13 protein-coding genes, 2 pseudogenes and 1 riboswitch are annotated in these 14,843 nt (G+C 39.7%); of the genes and pseudogenes, 1 reads left to right on the forward strand and 14 read right to left on the reverse strand.

Annotated elements, in window-relative coordinates; translation table 11 throughout:
- Window positions 1-239: 239 nt before the first annotated feature.
- Genes FS666_RS04920 through FS666_RS04930 form a run of 3 tightly spaced genes read right to left on the reverse strand, consistent with a single transcriptional unit; the run spans window position 240 to window position 2,408 of the window.
- Window positions 240-497 carry a DUF6429 family protein gene (locus tag FS666_RS04920; protein ID WP_144460883.1) on the reverse strand — a complete coding sequence of 86 codons (258 nt, stop codon included), beginning with the start codon at window positions 495-497 and terminating at the stop codon, window positions 240-242.
- Window positions 498-519: 22 nt separating this feature from the next.
- Entirely contained in the window at window positions 520-1,824 is a 1,305-nt protein-coding gene (locus FS666_RS04925; RefSeq protein WP_144460884.1) for a nucleobase:cation symporter-2 family protein, read from the reverse strand.
- Entirely contained in the window at window positions 1,821-2,408 is a 588-nt protein-coding gene (locus FS666_RS04930; protein WP_144460885.1) for a xanthine phosphoribosyltransferase, read from the reverse strand. The genes FS666_RS04925 and FS666_RS04930 overlap by 4 nt, the downstream gene beginning before the upstream one ends.
- A gap of 142 nt (window positions 2,409-2,550) precedes the next feature.
- A riboswitch (purine riboswitch) is annotated at window positions 2,551-2,652 on the reverse strand.
- Window positions 2,653-3,053: 401 nt separating this feature from the next.
- Here FS666_RS04930 and arr point away from each other — a divergent pair.
- Window positions 3,054-3,431, forward strand: a pseudogene (gene arr / locus FS666_RS04935) (NAD(+)--rifampin ADP-ribosyltransferase); the annotation flags it as partial.
- Window positions 3,432-3,603: 172 nt separating this feature from the next.
- Here arr and FS666_RS04940 read toward each other — a convergent pair.
- The 11 genes and pseudogenes from FS666_RS04940 to FS666_RS04990 form a co-directional block, all read right to left on the reverse strand.
- A complete protein-coding gene (locus FS666_RS04940) occupies window positions 3,604-4,584 on the reverse strand; it encodes a tRNA dihydrouridine synthase (RefSeq protein ID WP_186306475.1) in 981 nt (326 codons plus the stop codon).
- A gap of 377 nt (window positions 4,585-4,961) precedes the next feature.
- The gene (locus FS666_RS04945; RefSeq protein ID WP_144460930.1) at window positions 4,962-5,939 is read right to left on the reverse strand and encodes a ring-cleaving dioxygenase; all 978 of its coding nucleotides are present in this window, start codon (window positions 5,937-5,939) and stop codon (window positions 4,962-4,964) included.
- A 52-nt stretch (window positions 5,940-5,991) separates the two neighbouring features.
- On the reverse strand, window positions 5,992-6,936 hold the full coding sequence (locus FS666_RS04950; protein WP_144460886.1) for a ring-cleaving dioxygenase: 945 nt from the start codon (window positions 6,934-6,936) through the stop codon (window positions 5,992-5,994).
- Between the two features lie 84 nt (window positions 6,937-7,020).
- Window positions 7,021-7,458 carry a MarR family winged helix-turn-helix transcriptional regulator gene (locus FS666_RS04955; protein WP_144460887.1) on the reverse strand — a complete coding sequence of 146 codons (438 nt, stop codon included), beginning with the start codon at window positions 7,456-7,458 and terminating at the stop codon, window positions 7,021-7,023.
- A gap of 164 nt (window positions 7,459-7,622) precedes the next feature.
- A complete protein-coding gene (locus FS666_RS04960) occupies window positions 7,623-7,820 on the reverse strand; it encodes a DUF4083 domain-containing protein (RefSeq protein WP_313957123.1) in 198 nt (65 codons plus the stop codon).
- Between the two features lie 304 nt (window positions 7,821-8,124).
- Window positions 8,125-9,732: an ADP-ribosylglycohydrolase family protein gene (locus tag FS666_RS04965; RefSeq protein WP_144460888.1), complete on the reverse strand. Its 1,608-nt coding sequence runs from the start codon at window positions 9,730-9,732 to the stop codon at window positions 8,125-8,127.
- A 109-nt stretch (window positions 9,733-9,841) separates the two neighbouring features.
- Entirely contained in the window at window positions 9,842-10,198 is a 357-nt protein-coding gene (locus FS666_RS04970) for a hypothetical protein (RefSeq protein WP_144460889.1), read from the reverse strand.
- Window positions 10,199-10,241: 43 nt separating this feature from the next.
- Window positions 10,242-10,571, reverse strand: a complete 330-nt coding sequence (locus FS666_RS04975; protein WP_144460890.1) for a hypothetical protein — start codon at window positions 10,569-10,571, stop codon at window positions 10,242-10,244.
- 38 nt (window positions 10,572-10,609) lie between these two features.
- On the reverse strand, window positions 10,610-11,860 hold the full coding sequence (locus FS666_RS04980; RefSeq protein WP_186306472.1) for an McrC family protein: 1,251 nt from the start codon (window positions 11,858-11,860) through the stop codon (window positions 10,610-10,612).
- Between the two features lie 2 nt (window positions 11,861-11,862).
- Entirely contained in the window at window positions 11,863-13,566 is a 1,704-nt protein-coding gene (locus tag FS666_RS04985; RefSeq protein WP_244943846.1) for a DUF8426 domain-containing protein, read from the reverse strand.
- A 158-nt stretch (window positions 13,567-13,724) separates the two neighbouring features.
- Window positions 13,725-14,840, reverse strand: a pseudogene (locus tag FS666_RS04990) (IS4 family transposase).
- Window positions 14,841-14,843: the final 3 nt, after the last annotated feature.

Below are 14,843 nucleotides of genomic sequence, written 5' to 3' on the forward strand. Positions count from 1 at the left end.
CTGTGGAGAGAGATCTCTGCAGGGTATTTTCTTTTGTCTATGGTGAGGTGTCTGGCGCCCCCATGTCTCACGGCAAGATTAGCTGTTCGACATGCATAACGGTAAGAAGTTATAAGTTCGTTGTATCAATATCCTTAGGCGGTACAATATATTATAATAAAATCGTAAAATCCATTTCCACTTTTTACATCGTTAGTCAAAAACATGCTCCAGTCTCAAATCTTCATCGCAAAAATCTATCATTCAAGATTATTGCGTGCCATATCATCCTTTAGATATTTCTTCATTAATTCCTTTGCTTCCTTAATGCCCGACTCAGTTAAATAAACTGATTTCGACTTTATACTTCCTCGAATGTAATCCTCATCAGCAAGTTCATTTAGAACCTCAAACGGATAGCCCTTCCAGCTTCGTCTCATATCGGCTGGAAGGTCATTCTCTTTCCATGAAGTTAAGTATAGCAGGAGCAGAGTCAGCTCCTTAATTTTTTCCTCCATATCTGACTACCCCTTTTACTTTTTATGCACTTTGCTTCGATACAACAACGGTTTCCTGCCGCTTCTTATTTGGCAGCATATGAAATATAATATTAAGCGCAATGGCTGTTACACTTCCCGCAACAATACCGTTACTTGTCAATATTTGCAGTCCTGATGGAAGTGCTGAAAATAAGTCAGGCGCAACTGTAACGCCGAGACCGAGGCCGACAGAACAAGCAATAATCATCGAGTTTTCTTGGGAATCGGCAATAGTTTTACTTAGCATTTTAATTCCTTGAGAAACGACCATGCCAAACATCGCCATCATCGCTCCCCCTAAGACAGATGTTGGAATAATGGTTGTGATTGCGGCAATTTTAGGCAGGAATCCAAGGGCGATTAACATGGAACCCGTAATCAAAATCACTTTTCGAGACCGAACACCTGACATTTGAATCAGACCGACATTTTGCGAAAATGTTGTGTACGGGAAAGCGTTGAAGAGACCTCCAATGACGGATGCCAGCCCTTCTGCACGATAGCCTTTTGCCAAGTCTTCTTCCTTCAACTTCTTATCACAAATATCACTCAAGGCGAAATAAACACCTGTAGACTCTATCAAAGATACCATCCCAACTATTGTCATCGTAAGGATGGCCGACCATTCAAATGTCGGATATCCAAAATAAAAGGGTCTCACGATTTGTGCAACGGCAGCATCCTGTACTGGCATAAAATCACCCTTACCCATGATAATGGCCGCAATTGTTCCAACACCAAGGCCAAGTAATATGGAGATTGCCCGAATAAAACCAGTAGAAAAACGAAAGATTAAGATGATCGTTAATAAAGTTCCAAAAGATAATATAATATTCGAGAATGACCCGAAGTCTGCTGCATCTTGGCCGCCGCCCATATTATTGATCGCTACTGGAATCAGTGTAATCCCAATAATGGTCACAACGGAGCCTGTTACAACGGGCGGAAAAAATTTGATCAATTTGCCAAAAAAAACACTAATCAACATGATAATCAAGCCGGAGGCAATGATGGAACCGTAAATGGCAGAAATGCCAAATTCCTCACCAATTTTTATAATCGGACCAACCGCGGTAAATGTGCAGCCAAGCACAACGGGGAGGCCTATTCCCACAAATCGGTTACTTGTGATTTGTAACAGCGTTGCAACTCCACACATCAAAATGTCAATCGACACAAGATACGTTAATTGTTTATGATCAAATCCCAACGAATTTCCGATAATCAACGGCACAAGAATCGCGCCTGCGTACATAGCCAAAAGATGCTGGATTCCCAATGTTGTGGACTTCAGCGCATTTTTCATTGGATGGTGCTCTCCTCCATAAATTCGACTTTTCCATTTTTTAATGAGGCAACATTTGCAAGTGATTCAACCCGGATTCCACGATCACGGATCAATTGGCCGCCTGATTGAAAACCTTTTTCAATGACAATTCCTACTCCCGCAAGTCTTGCTCCTGCCTGCTCAATCATATCCAGCAAACCCAAAACGGCCTGTCCATTTGCCAAAAAATCATCAATAATCAACACAACATCATCCTGTTGAATAAAATCACCGGAAATGGAAATTTCATTTGTTTCTTTTTTTGTAAAAGAATGGACTTGGGCAGTATAAAGATTTTCCGATAACGTTAATGACTTCCTTTTCCGGGCAAATACAACGGGGACGTTCATCAAAAGTCCTGCCATCGTTGCCGGAGCAATACCGGACGACTCGATTGTAACAATTTTTGTAACACCGGCTTCCTGAAAGCGGACGGCAAATTCCTCGCCGATTTCCTTCATTAAATTCGGATCTATTTGATGGTTTAAAAACGAATCCACTTTTAACACGGTATCTGACAAGACTTTTCCCTCTGACACAATTTTCTCCTGTAATGCCTTCACAATGTTGTCCCCTTTCAACTAACTGATTTAAAATGCAAAAAACTCGCAGACGATGCCCCTTTTTAAATGCAGGGCAGCAAAGTCTCCGAGTTTAAATCTTAAAGAAATAGGAAAAAAACAAGATTTCCATATAACCTTATTTTTCCAATCATTTGCCACCCATAGTCGATTTGTTTACGGCAAATCGGTAGAAACTTGCAGGCCATATCCCTGCTATTATATGAGTGAATACTATAGGATTGTAGAATATTGTTATTATAGCACTTCTAAGCGGATTTTCAATCTTTACTTTTAGGTAATCGAAAAAGACATATCCAGCCTCGCAATACTGAATAAAGACAGGAGAAAATTATTACCGCAACGGAAACTATATAAGTTGAATTAATTTTTCTTCATCAGCGTTGGAGAGGCCGTCTACTTTGGTTAACGCTTTTTCAGAAACACATAGATTCGTAACCTTCTTGGGGAAGGGACCTATGGTTACCTGCCCGAGTTCTCGGGTTTTCCCATTCTTCCGGAGGAAAACTATCGGATTCGAAAATGGATTTACTGATAGCTGCTTATTCGAGAAACATTCTCCGTTCGCCAATATAATTTATTTAGCTCAAATTATATAAATGTAGTTCCTCATTCACAGCCACAGTTTTTCATGGAACTAAAGCAGAGCTAAATATTGGAGATTTATTAGAACCACAACACTTATCAAATTACCAAGATAAAAAATCCAACTATGTATATTTTACTGCAACATTAGATGCTGCTAAATGGGGTGCTGAATTAGCAACATCTAAATCAAAGGAAAGAATTTATGTGGTAGAACCATTAGGGGATTTTGAAAATGATCCTAACTTAACTGACAAAAGATTTCCTGGAAACCCAACACGTTCTTATAGGTCCAAATCTCCTTTAAAAATAATAGCCGAATTAGGTTCATGGGAAAGACATTCCGATGAAGAAATAAAATATATGCTTACATCTTTAAAAAAGTTACGTGAACAAGGAAAAGCTATAATAGATGATTAATTCCTGCGGGGATCCTTTTCAACTAAATGGCACGGTTGTTTAAGTTAAGAACCGGGTGCGATTGCAGTAGAAGCAATTACAGAACACTCGTTAGTCAGCAATAATTTAATTCGTTAGTCAAAAACACAATACCATAACCCCCCTATTTTTTACAGGGGGGCAGATCATTCTACTATTTCCAAATTCCATCAAGATTCTTTGACTCAAAATCATCGAGCATCGCCCGCACGTCATCCGTTGACTCTGTTGTCATCAATTGATTTCGCAATTCACTCGCCCCCCGGAATCCCCGGACATATATCTTAAAAAAGCGGCGAAGTGGTTTGAATAGACGCGGCTCTAATTTTGAATATTGATCAAAGAGGTCAAGATGCAGCCTTAGGAGATCAAGCAGTTCCTCACTGCCATGGTCTTTCTTCTCTTTTTCAAAGGCAAAAGGATTTTTAAAAATGCCACGCCCGATCATCACTCCATCCACACCGTATTGTTGAACGAGCTCCAAGCCGGTCTGGCGGTCAGGAATATCCCCATTGATCGTCAAAAGGGTATCTGGTGCCACCTCATCACGAAGTTTCTTAATCTCCGGGATCAGCTCCCAATGTGCAGGCACATCGCTCATTTCCTTCTTGGTGCGCAGATGAATGGAAAGATTCACGATGTCTTGCTTCAATATATGTGTCAGCCAATCGCGCCACTCATCCACATGCGTGTAGCCAAGCCTTGTCTTCACACTTACAGGCAATCCGCCTGCTTTTGCCGCCTGTACGATTTCAGCCGCTGTTTCAGGATGGCGGATCAGCCCGCTCCCCTTCCCTTTTGATGCTACATTGTGCACAGGGCAGCCCATATTGATATCCACACCCTTAAACCCCATCTCCGCCATCCCTATACTCATCTGGCGGAAGTATTCAGACTTATCTCCCCATATATGCGCCACAATCGGCTGTTCATCTTCTGTAAAAGTCAAACGGCCGCGCACACTTTGTTTCCCGTCCGGGTGACAATAACTTTCCGTGTTTGTAAACTCTGTAAAAAACACATCCGGCCTGGCTGCTTCACTCACAACATGACGGAAAACAACATCTGTCACATCTTCCATTGGTGCCAATATAAAAAACGGCCGTGGTAAATCCCGCCAAAAATTCTCCTTCATATTCATATTCAAAACCCTCTCACTATGGGACACCAGGTCAAACCCTTGTCTCCAAAATCAAAAGCAAGGATGTTCCTGCTTCTTTTAAACTTATACCATGCATAGGCACTTTTTATCAAACTTAAGTTAATAATCGCAGATCACACTTCCTGCCCAAAAAATCTAAATGTCTGGGGAAAAGATGAAATGGCTTTAGCCCTATGGAATACAGGGTTAAAGCCGCTCAGCTTCATTTTTTCATGCTTGATAAGGCATTTCAACGATCAGCTTTGTTTTTTATATCTTTACCTAATTGCAAATTCCCTTATACCAAATTGCATATGCTTCATTCGTTATCCCCCTGCAGGTTTCGCTTTTCCGAAACCCGTTTGATTGGTCTATTCTTTGATAAACTCCTTTGTACTTCTCACCGTGTCAATGGGTCGAACTAATTTTTCTATTTCAGCACGTTTAGGTTCCAAGAATGGAGGCAATGATAATTTTTCCCCGAGCGTTTCATAAGGTTCATCTCCCATAAAACCAGGTCCATCCGTAGCAAACTCAAATAAAATTTGTGGTGCAACTCTTGCGTATAATGACTCAAAAAAGTGGCGATTTACATAACCGGATGTAGAGAATCCAAAACTGCTCATTCGCCGGGTCCATTCATCCAATACTGACCGGTCCTTTACCCGAAAAGCCGCATGGTGTACTGTGCCGTAACCTTGTCGGGCTTGAGGAAGAGTCGTATTGTATTCTACAATGACTGAGGCACCGTTGCCGCCTTCCCCTACTTCAAATAAATGGAATGATCCTTCTTTTGCAGTCTCTGTAAATAATAGAACTTTTTCCAGCATTTCTTTAAAGTAATCAAAGTTCGCAATACGAACAAAGACAGGTCCCAAACCGGTAATTGCATATTCCAGTGGAATTGGCCCTTTTTGCCAAGGTGTGCCTGGTACAACACCTTGATTGAATTCATCCGAAATCAATTGATATTGTTGATCATCAAAATCAACGAAAGGGAGAATTTTCTTGCCAAATTGCTCTGTAATCCCGGAATGTTTGACTTCTAAACGATCAAAACGCTTGACCCAATATTCTAATGCTGCGTCAGTTGGTACACGGAAAGAAGTCTTTGAAATTTCGTTTGTGCCATGTACTCCTTTTGGAATGCCCGGGAAGTCAAAGAATGTCATGTCTGTTCCTGCACTCCCCTTATCATCAGCAAAGAATAAATGATAGGTTTGAATATCATCTTGATTGACTGTTTTTTTAACTAGACGCATACCTAATACATATGTGAAAAATTCATAGTTTTTTTCTGCACTGCTTGTAATAGCTGTTACGTGGTGTATTCCTTTCAGGTGGTTCATTTTGTTTTCCTCCAATTACTGTTTTTTTCTGCTGCACTTTGGGATTTGCCAATTAATTTTCTTCAATAGGAGATAGTTTTGCTTCAATCTCCGTCCGCCGTTTTTCCAAATTTGGCGGCAAATCAAGTTTTTCGCCTAAGTGTTCTACATCCCCATCTATTGTAAAGCCCGGTCCATCGGTTGCAATTTCAAATAAAACCCCGTTTGATTCACGGAAATACAGGCTTTTAAAGTAGAAACGATCAACTATGCCAGATGAATGGAAGCCCCGTGCCCGTACCTGCTCTTCCCAAAAGGCAAGTTCTTCTTCGTTTTTCACTCGAATGGCTAAATGATGAATACTGCCGCGACCGGGTCTTTCAGATGGACCGTCTACATATTTCACGACAATTTCTCCAAAAATCTCTCCTTTAATGGATTGAAAAATCGCTTCATCATCTGTACGGCTAATCTCTGTATAGCCAAAAATATCTTTTAGTGTACTTGCTAATTTATCAAGTCTTCGTACCGATATTTCTACAGATCCCATTCCTTGAATTTGTTGTTCGGCAGGCACCTCGGATTTCTCCCATATTTCCCAGTGCTTAGCCTTTTCTCCGTTTGAAACGAGCAGCACCAAACGAAGCCCCTCAGGATCTTCGAACTTCAAGGCAGGGTGATTGGCATAAGTTGTGATCTCACCATGGTACACACCATATTCATCAAACCGTGATTTCCAATAATGCAGACTGTCCTTTGAAGGAACCAGTAATCCGATTCTAGTAATGGCATTTGTACCCCGATAAGTTTTTCCCGCTGCCGGAATTTCAAAAAACGATAGTTCAGTACCTGGGCTGCCTGTTCTATCTCCGTAAAACAAGTGATACATCGACGGATCATCTTGGTTCACCGTTACTTTCACACGACGCAAACCAAGCACATGGCGGTAAAAATGATTATTTTGACTTGCGTTTTTTGTAATCATTGAAATGTGATGATGTCCTGGAATTTTATACATAAATAATCCCTCCATTTTCACTTGACTAATCAAATGATAACTTAAAAATTATTAGCATTGCATTTACTTCAAGTAAAAGAAATGCTAATTTTCCAATTGGCTTTCGGTATGTTTTTGCAGTTTAGTCACCAGCATATATAGTGTTTTCTGCTCTTCCTCCGTCAAGCAGTCATTCAGAATAGATGTTTGGAAGGCAAGTTGGTGTTCAAAAACTTCATGTAATTTATCTTCCCCTTTTTGAGTAAGGGTAATCCATTTGGTTTTCCAGTCCTGCTTACGCTGTATATATCCTTCTTTCTCAAGCCGGGTGAGCATACGAGAAATCCCGCCCTCCGACACGGTTACTTTTACAGCCAGCTGACTTTGCGTAATCGGCTGAGAAGCAGAAAGCTGATTTAATACATCAAACTGTGCAGCCGTAATACCAAACTGTTTTAAAAATTCATTCGATAGTAGATTACTTTGATGTGTAAAACGAGCAATACGCAACCAAATTAGTGAACCAAGTGTATTTTTTCTCATATGACTCACTTCCTTTCGTTATTATCACTTTACACATCAAGTGAAGAAATTGCAATAAAAACATCTCGTTGAACAGCCAGTATCAAGCAGTACGTTACTAAATGTATTTTTCTTTCCAAAGTATTTAACCCTGACAAATAGCCGTCCATTCTTTGTTTTTTCACTTATTTGTTTAATTTACCCTGCTCTAATAGTTCAATTATTCTATCCAGCTTTTGCTCGATTTTCGCATTATTCTGAACTCTCTTTCTTTGATTAATCGATATTCTTCTGACGTAAAGTGTTAATGATACAAAAAACAGGACTATAAGAAGAATAAAAATCATCTGAAACACAATATCACCGATATTCATTACCTCCATTATTGCTCACCTCTTCTATTTGGCTTCTTACAATCTGGCTCGATTATCATTAAATAAATATGCTTTAAGCGGCCTGCCATAAAATCGCATTGTACCACTCCTCCGATTTGCTCCACAAAATGGTCCTTCTTGAAGATTGGATGGCAATTTTTATTCCAGCATGGGAGCCGATTGTTTTAAACAACATTTTTTATTGTAATTTTAATAGATCCGCAATGAATTCAGAACTATTTGGCGTTAATAACAATACTGAAAGGGCTACAAAGATTACTCCTGAAATTACTGTAGTCTCATGACAAAGTGTTTATAATTCAGCATTTACCCCAAAAAATGTTAGAAGCCCATCCCAGTTTTCCGGGTAAGCATTGCTGCCTTCCCAGACGATGCTTCTCCGGCCTTTGTATTGTACAGCGAGCACCCACTGTGTCCCATCGCAAATGTAAGGGTCATTATATTCGCAATTCCAAAAGTCAACACCAATTGAATTAAATTTATAGAGTAAAAGAGCTGTTTCTTCTTTTGAATATTGCTTCTCAGAAGGAGGTTCATAACCTATTGTTGTCACTAAAACAGCATTATCCTCTTCTAAACTGAGATGATACGTATCGTATCCGCCAAAACCGCCAATTTCAAAATAGACTTCCATTATGCCAGCCAATTTTTTATGATCATCAATCACTTTCAGTCTTTTTAGCCACTTCCCGATGTAGCCGTCCTTGAAATAGTTGAGAAGTGTGCCGTCGGAAAACCGCTCCCCCCGAACCACTCCCATAATGAGAGCTAAAATACACTGGGCGTTTAGGGAATTCTCGTCGGCGCTGCGCAAAGCTGCATCGTCCCAGTTCAGGCCATTGCTTTCCAATATGGAGCCGTAATTTGTGAGCCGATATTCGGGATGGCTTTCAGAGAACTGATAAAACTCCTCAACAAACATATCTACCAGGTCATTATAATCAACGAAAGGCATTTGTATTGGATGTTCCGGCGTTTCATCATTATCTCCATCCATAAACCATTTGCCATACGAATCTGTATCGGATATTTTTCCGATATATTTTGTAAGTGTCTTAAATTTTCCGGATGCCGCCGCAGTTTTGTCAAGGTTACACCATTCATCATAAATAGCACGCAGTTCGCTGTCCAAATAGGATAATGCCTTATCTCTAAGGCTGTCAGGCACTCCGTAATAAGCCCCTGCAATAGCCCCGGTGATGGCGGCCAGCGTATCGCTATCCCCGCCGACTGAAATGGCTGTCCGGATTGCATCTTCAAAGGAGGCTGATTCCAAGAAGGCAGCAATTGCCTGCGGTACAGTTTCCTGACAAGTTTCATTAAATTGGTAGGTATCCCTGATTTCATCAATTGTGAAATGTAAAGGATAATACCTTCCATTCATCTTATTTCGAATCTCACTTTTAGTAAATCCGCGGTGTGCCATGAATATTGCAACAGCTGCGGCCTCTGCGCCCTTCAATCCTTCCTCGTGGTTATGGGTGACACCTGTGACAATTTCAGATAACTGGCACGCCTCGCCCTCTGTTCTGGCAACAAAACCTACTGGACTGATCCTCATGGCTGCTCCATTTCCGAAACTTTCATAAGGCTTCGGATCTTCACTGAAAACCCATTGCGAAAACATAGTGCCGTATCCGCAATCCGGATACTTGCGGCCGATTTTCTGCATGTATTGAATTGTCATTTCTTCAAGCAATGAATAATAATCACCGTCATATCCAACAATTGAAGGCTTAACGACCTTCTCCGTTTCCATAATTGCTTTGGCAACACCGAGGGTCGTGATACTGTCATCTGTCACTTTGCAATCTTCGGTAAAAAGTTCAAATTCCTTGTTTCTATGATTGTTAAATTCAAATCGAGATCCAACAATATCGCCGATAATGGCACCGATCAATTCGTTTTCCTCCTGCCTACAGCAGCTTAATTGATGAAATTTTAATCCGTTGCTTTTAGTCTCCTTCTATTGCTATTGCCGAAACACTACCTTTTTGCGGGTAGACCGATTACTTTTTCACTTTCACCTTTTCAAGCAAATCTTTTAAAGTTTTTTTCCTGAAGCCGTATAGTTCCTTTATCGCCAATCCCAGCGCCAGCCAAAGTGCTGTACCGTCAGAGTTCACTTCCATAGGACCAACCGTTTCTTCAAATAATGGAAACAGCCCGCTAATTTGCTCATAACGATATCGATAGTTAAACTCTTGCATAGTAAAAAGCATTCTTATAAAATCCTTGAACCAATCTTCTTTTAAAAATTCTTTAGTCTGTGAGCTGGAACACCCATCAAGACCGTAAACACAATCAAACAGGGCATTCATCATTTTATCGTCTAAGTAAACAAGTCCTTTTTCGTTTTTGAGCATGTCCATCCCTTCTTTACTGGAGAGAATCAAATGTTATATAAAACTATCCGATTTCACAAGCGACGAGTGCGTACTTTTGATCTGCAATTAACTGATTTGCAATTTCAACTATGTACCTTAAATCGTCTCCCTCATAAAGGCCTTCCATAAGTTTGACTATTTCAGAAGGATATAAGGGAGCCACCCAAGTGCCCCAATCAGTCTGTCTCCCTTCAATTCGCCCGCTGCCTATCAAATCAATCAAATATGAAAAAGCATTATGGGGCTTCGGGAAAAATGGACTGATCCTGGATGGGCAATTTCCGCTCCAGTCCCCTTGCCCATAATCAAAGTCCGGATCATCCAAATTACCGATAAATATTTCAATATCCATAAGGTATCTTTTCCCTTCAGCATGAATCTTGACCAGAACTATCCCGAAAGATTCTCTCTTATGATCACCCTTATTTCTTCCCGTGATTTTCTTTCATTCTCATAATCAATGGTATAACACTCTATTTTTTTATCCGGGTTCCCATCCAAATGCCAGGTATTCAAACATTCTCCGCTTTTAAACTTTTCATTGAAATCATAAGGATATAATAAAGTGACAGTTTGAACCTGTTCATATCTTGTCAGATAAGCATACATCTGGTATAAATCATTCCTCTGCACTCCATGAGAGGTAGTGGCCGGATCATACCTTTTCCATTTGGTATCTATAATGAGCTGCTTGTTAATGAGTAAATCGGGCTCCAATAAGAAATTCTTATAACCCGTCTTTTCATTAACCAGCAACCGATGGCTGCGGTCCTTTACCGTCACATCGGATGTACATTCTTTTGCCAGATACACAATATATTCCTCAAATAACTCATTCATTTTAAATAAAATGGACATGTTCTTTAACGGCCCGCTTTGAAAGGTGCTGGAAGTCCCTGAGACTATTAACTTTGCCAACAAATAGCTGTCATAGAAGCGCCTGTTATTCCGATTGAAATGCATGTTTTCCAGTTGATAAGGCGAGATGGAGGCTGAGCTTACATCATCGAAATAAACAATGCTATTCAAGAGCAGCCGCTGCGTTTCCCTGAATTTCACGTTTTTTAGTAGCTTTTGGATCGCCATTTTAAATATCCGGTTCAAAGGGTTATCGGTTTGGAAATGATCAAATTCACAATAGACTGATGTCGATTTGGCCGCACTATTTCTCATTTGCCTCTTCACGTCAACCTTGCCTCTGATACTATGAAGTTGTTCATTTTCTATTTCATAACTTTGGTAGAGCCCCTTCTTAATTTCTTGAGTTAATTTTTTCATAAAAAGGTACCCCAGAATTTCCAGCAGGTTCTCCTTTAGAAGGGTTTGTGCACTTATTTCTGTTTCCTTGATTTTCAGGAATCCCGTTCTGTTTAATAAATTAAGCAAAACACTGCGGGAGTGCTCCTGATTTTCACTCTGTACTTTGGGCAAGATTTCAATTGAACAACTGGATAGTCTGATATAGCCGACATAATTAATGAACCTGACTTCATTCCGGCTGATAAAAATGTTATCGCTGTCCAGGTCCTTAGAAATGACATAATCGGCTAATTCATCTGCTTCCCCGGGTGTCAGGCAATCTTCTTCCGCTTCTTTTATTCCAATAGCGCCAAAGCCCTCTGTTACAATGAGATGTTTCATGATCATTCCTCATCCGCCTGATAATTCTCGTATACATTTAACAATGCATTTTTAGACGGAAAGGGATTTAAAGAATACTTTAATGGATTGTTTCCATGGACATTTTTTCCGAAAAGCTTCTTTGAATCGATTTCTTCCTTCCACAAGAAGACATCCTCATCTCCTTTACTTCCGCTTCCCCCGAGGACTAGTTCTATCTGCTCCCAATTATCGTAAAAATATTCCTGAAGCAAGGGGATGACTTTTGATTGCATCACCTTCAAATAGTTCTCAATTTTTTCTTCTGATAGGAATAAAGCATGACCAATAACATGATCGCGGTCAAAAAGATACTCAATTCTTTCATTAAGGGCCTTGAGCATTTGCCGAATATTAACGCCGTCTGTATCCGTTGGCAACAAAGAATAGTCCGGCATCATTTCAATAAATTCAAACCGCCTTCTTAATGCTGTATCCAGCAATGAAATGGACCGGTCTGCAGTATTCATCGTACCAAGGATATGCAGATTGGACGGTATGCCAAAAATGTCCCCCGAATAAGGCAAGGTTACAGTCAATTCATTTTTAGAACCCAGCCTTTTATCTGGTTCTATCAATGTAATGAGTTCACCAAAAATCTTAGAGATATTCCCGCGATTAATTTCATCGATGATTAGTACATAATGGGGCGTTTTCTTGTTATTATCACTATCATCCGTCAATAGATTTCTCAAGCTCTCCACATTAATATCTTCCCGATAAAACATATATATGGATTGCTGGGAAAAGCGCTTGCCTTTTAATATAGCATTGACTGGGAGCTCTGTATCCGTATAGAGCCATTCCACAGGACGGAAATGCTTATATCTGATCTCTGTATTTGGATTATAATAGTACCCTCCATTAATTCTGCCTATGGCCTTGGCCTTCTTATTGCCGCTCGAAATAATGACAATATCATCATTTCTCATCCAATTTTTAAAACGCTCTATGGCATCTATGTTGAATGGTGTGTCATTTGAGTATTTTGCACGGAATTTTTCTTCAATCTCACTTTTTTCCGTACAGTTGCTATAGTCAATGGCACCTCCATAACCCAAAGCAATGACATTATTTTCAATACAATAATGATATATTTGCTCTGACTCGCTCTTATAGATATTGCCAAGTGACATTTTAAAGAAATTAACCTGATCTTCGTCGAACTGATAGGTTGTTTGGCGTTCGGAAGTCTGAGGGTGGGCCATATGGCAAAGGGTTTTGAATAATCCATCCTTCACCTCAAATCCTTCTTTTTCCGGATTGAATCTGTAACCCTCTACAAAATCTTCGTAACTATAAGATTGATGAAATGTACAAAACATAATTTGATTTTTCTCTTTATACTCATTAAAAAGTTTCGCAGCTTCGTCCCTGCGATCCGGATTATCGAGCAAGTCCTTGTCAATCGACGGATCCAATAACTCTAAGCTTTTATAAATGGTATGATATGTTTTTCCTGTTCCGGGCGGGCCGTACATTATGATATTTTTTGGTGTTGTTTGTGACATCATCTTGTTCCTTTCTGTTTTATTTCCTTCTTCTGGAATTGTTTCAACAGCAAGCCCCTTTAACAAATCCTGCAAAACTACTGCTCTATCCTTTTGCCATGGATTATTATTTGGCCGATCATATTTATAATGATACATTGACAGATTAGAAATATTTCCAGAACGCGAGTTATTCATAAACATTTCATCACTAGCATTGCAAAATAACGTTTGAATATTCAATTTATTTACTTTCGTAAATTTTTGCCAAAAAGACAAAGCCTAAATAAAAGGTGGTCTATCCATTTGGAAAAATTATACAATTAAACTATTAGCAACAACGACAGTTTATGTATTTATGGGCTAGACCTTCCATCAAATCTCCGAATCCAGACATATGCAGGTTTCCAAAGTGATTTCTTTAACAAGCGGCTAACACGGAGTAAAGACTCCTTGGCCTTTGTCTCCAACTGGATAAGGACATTTAGGCAGTAAGCAATGAGCGCAAGGAAGATTTGATTTTGAATGGCAGCTTCGCTCATGCCATAAAAGTGTTTGATCTCTACATGCTGTTTGAGCCATTTAAAAAATAGCTCAATCGCCCATCGTTGTCGATAAATTTCACTAATCTCTTAGGAATCTAGATCGAACCGATTGGTAATTAATCGCAAAGTGTTTCCCTTTGTATCCACTACTTCAAACAGGCGGAATACATTTTCTGTACGATTTTGAGTAGATCCAATATATACCATTTTATCGGATAAAACAGTAGAATCTTCGGGTATAGAAAAAGTTTCTACTTCACGAGTGACGGCGTTTTTTTTCAGCCTTGACACGAAGAAATAGCCTTCATCAGTCATTCGATCATATCGTTCGTAGTCAACATATCCACGATCAAACACATACATGGCATCCTTATCGTCCACGAGAATTTCTAGTTGGTTTCTGTCATGTTCCTTGGCTGTCGTAATTAGTGCTTTTTCGGGTTAGACGGTGTCTTTATCCATAAATACTAGTCGTAGATGCAGCTTAACTCCAGCTTTTGTTTTGCGGAATTTCGCCCACTTATGATTCGTTAGGTTTAGTTGGAGCGTGCTAGAATCAATGATTTTCAATGGCATGTTTTTCCCGTTTTTAAAATGAATCCCTTTTATTTTGCACACAAGATCCAAGAATAAATGGGAAAGGATAGCTGGATTGACTTCATTGTTCTTCCTTGATAACTGCGATGGACTGATTGATTCAAATCCTAGCGCTTTTTGAAGTCCATCATCAATTAGCGCATCGCTCATTTCCTCCAAGCTTTCGAAACCTTGTAGTTGAGCAAGTAACAGCAGCTTAATATAAGCTTCAGTTGTGAGTTTTTTTGTGTAGCTATCTTGTTTACTTTCTTCCACTAATTGATATAGTTTTTTTGTATTTATGGGTGAAACCCATTTACCAAATGATGATTTTCGTGTATTCTTGTCCATACG

It is taken from the genome of Siminovitchia fortis (genome assembly GCF_007681465.1).
GTDB classification, from domain to species: domain Bacteria; phylum Bacillota; class Bacilli; order Bacillales; family Bacillaceae_C; genus Siminovitchia; species Siminovitchia fortis.

Bases quoted from the DNA above. Each gene is read 5' to 3' on its own strand.
- FS666_RS04920 (WP_144460883.1), bottom strand. From the start codon at position 497: ATGGAGGAAAAAATTAAGGAGCTGACTCTGCTCCTGCTATACTTAACT.
- FS666_RS04925 (WP_144460884.1), bottom strand. From the start codon at position 1,824: ATGAAAAATGCGCTGAAGTCCACAACATTGGGAATCCAGCATCTTTTG.
- FS666_RS04940 (WP_186306475.1), bottom strand. From the start codon at position 4,584: ATGAAGGAGAATTTTTGGCGGGATTTACCACGGCCGTTTTTTATATTG.
- FS666_RS04945 (WP_144460930.1), bottom strand. From the start codon at position 5,939: ATGAACCACCTGAAAGGAATACACCACGTAACAGCTATTACAAGCAGT.
- FS666_RS04950 (WP_144460886.1), bottom strand. From the start codon at position 6,936: ATGTATAAAATTCCAGGACATCATCACATTTCAATGATTACAAAAAAC.
- FS666_RS04955 (WP_144460887.1), bottom strand. From the start codon at position 7,458: ATGAGAAAAAATACACTTGGTTCACTAATTTGGTTGCGTATTGCTCGT.
- FS666_RS04960 (WP_313957123.1), bottom strand. From the start codon at position 7,820: ATGGAGGTAATGAATATCGGTGATATTGTGTTTCAGATGATTTTTATT.
- FS666_RS04970 (WP_144460889.1), bottom strand. From the start codon at position 10,198: ATGCTCAAAAACGAAAAAGGACTTGTTTACTTAGACGATAAAATGATG.
- FS666_RS04975 (WP_144460890.1), bottom strand. From the start codon at position 10,571: ATGGATATTGAAATATTTATCGGTAATTTGGATGATCCGGACTTTGAT.
- FS666_RS04980 (WP_186306472.1), bottom strand. From the start codon at position 11,860: ATGAAACATCTCATTGTAACAGAGGGCTTTGGCGCTATTGGAATAAAA.
- FS666_RS04985 (WP_244943846.1), bottom strand. From the start codon at position 13,566: ATGAATAACTCGCGTTCTGGAAATATTTCTAATCTGTCAATGTATCAT.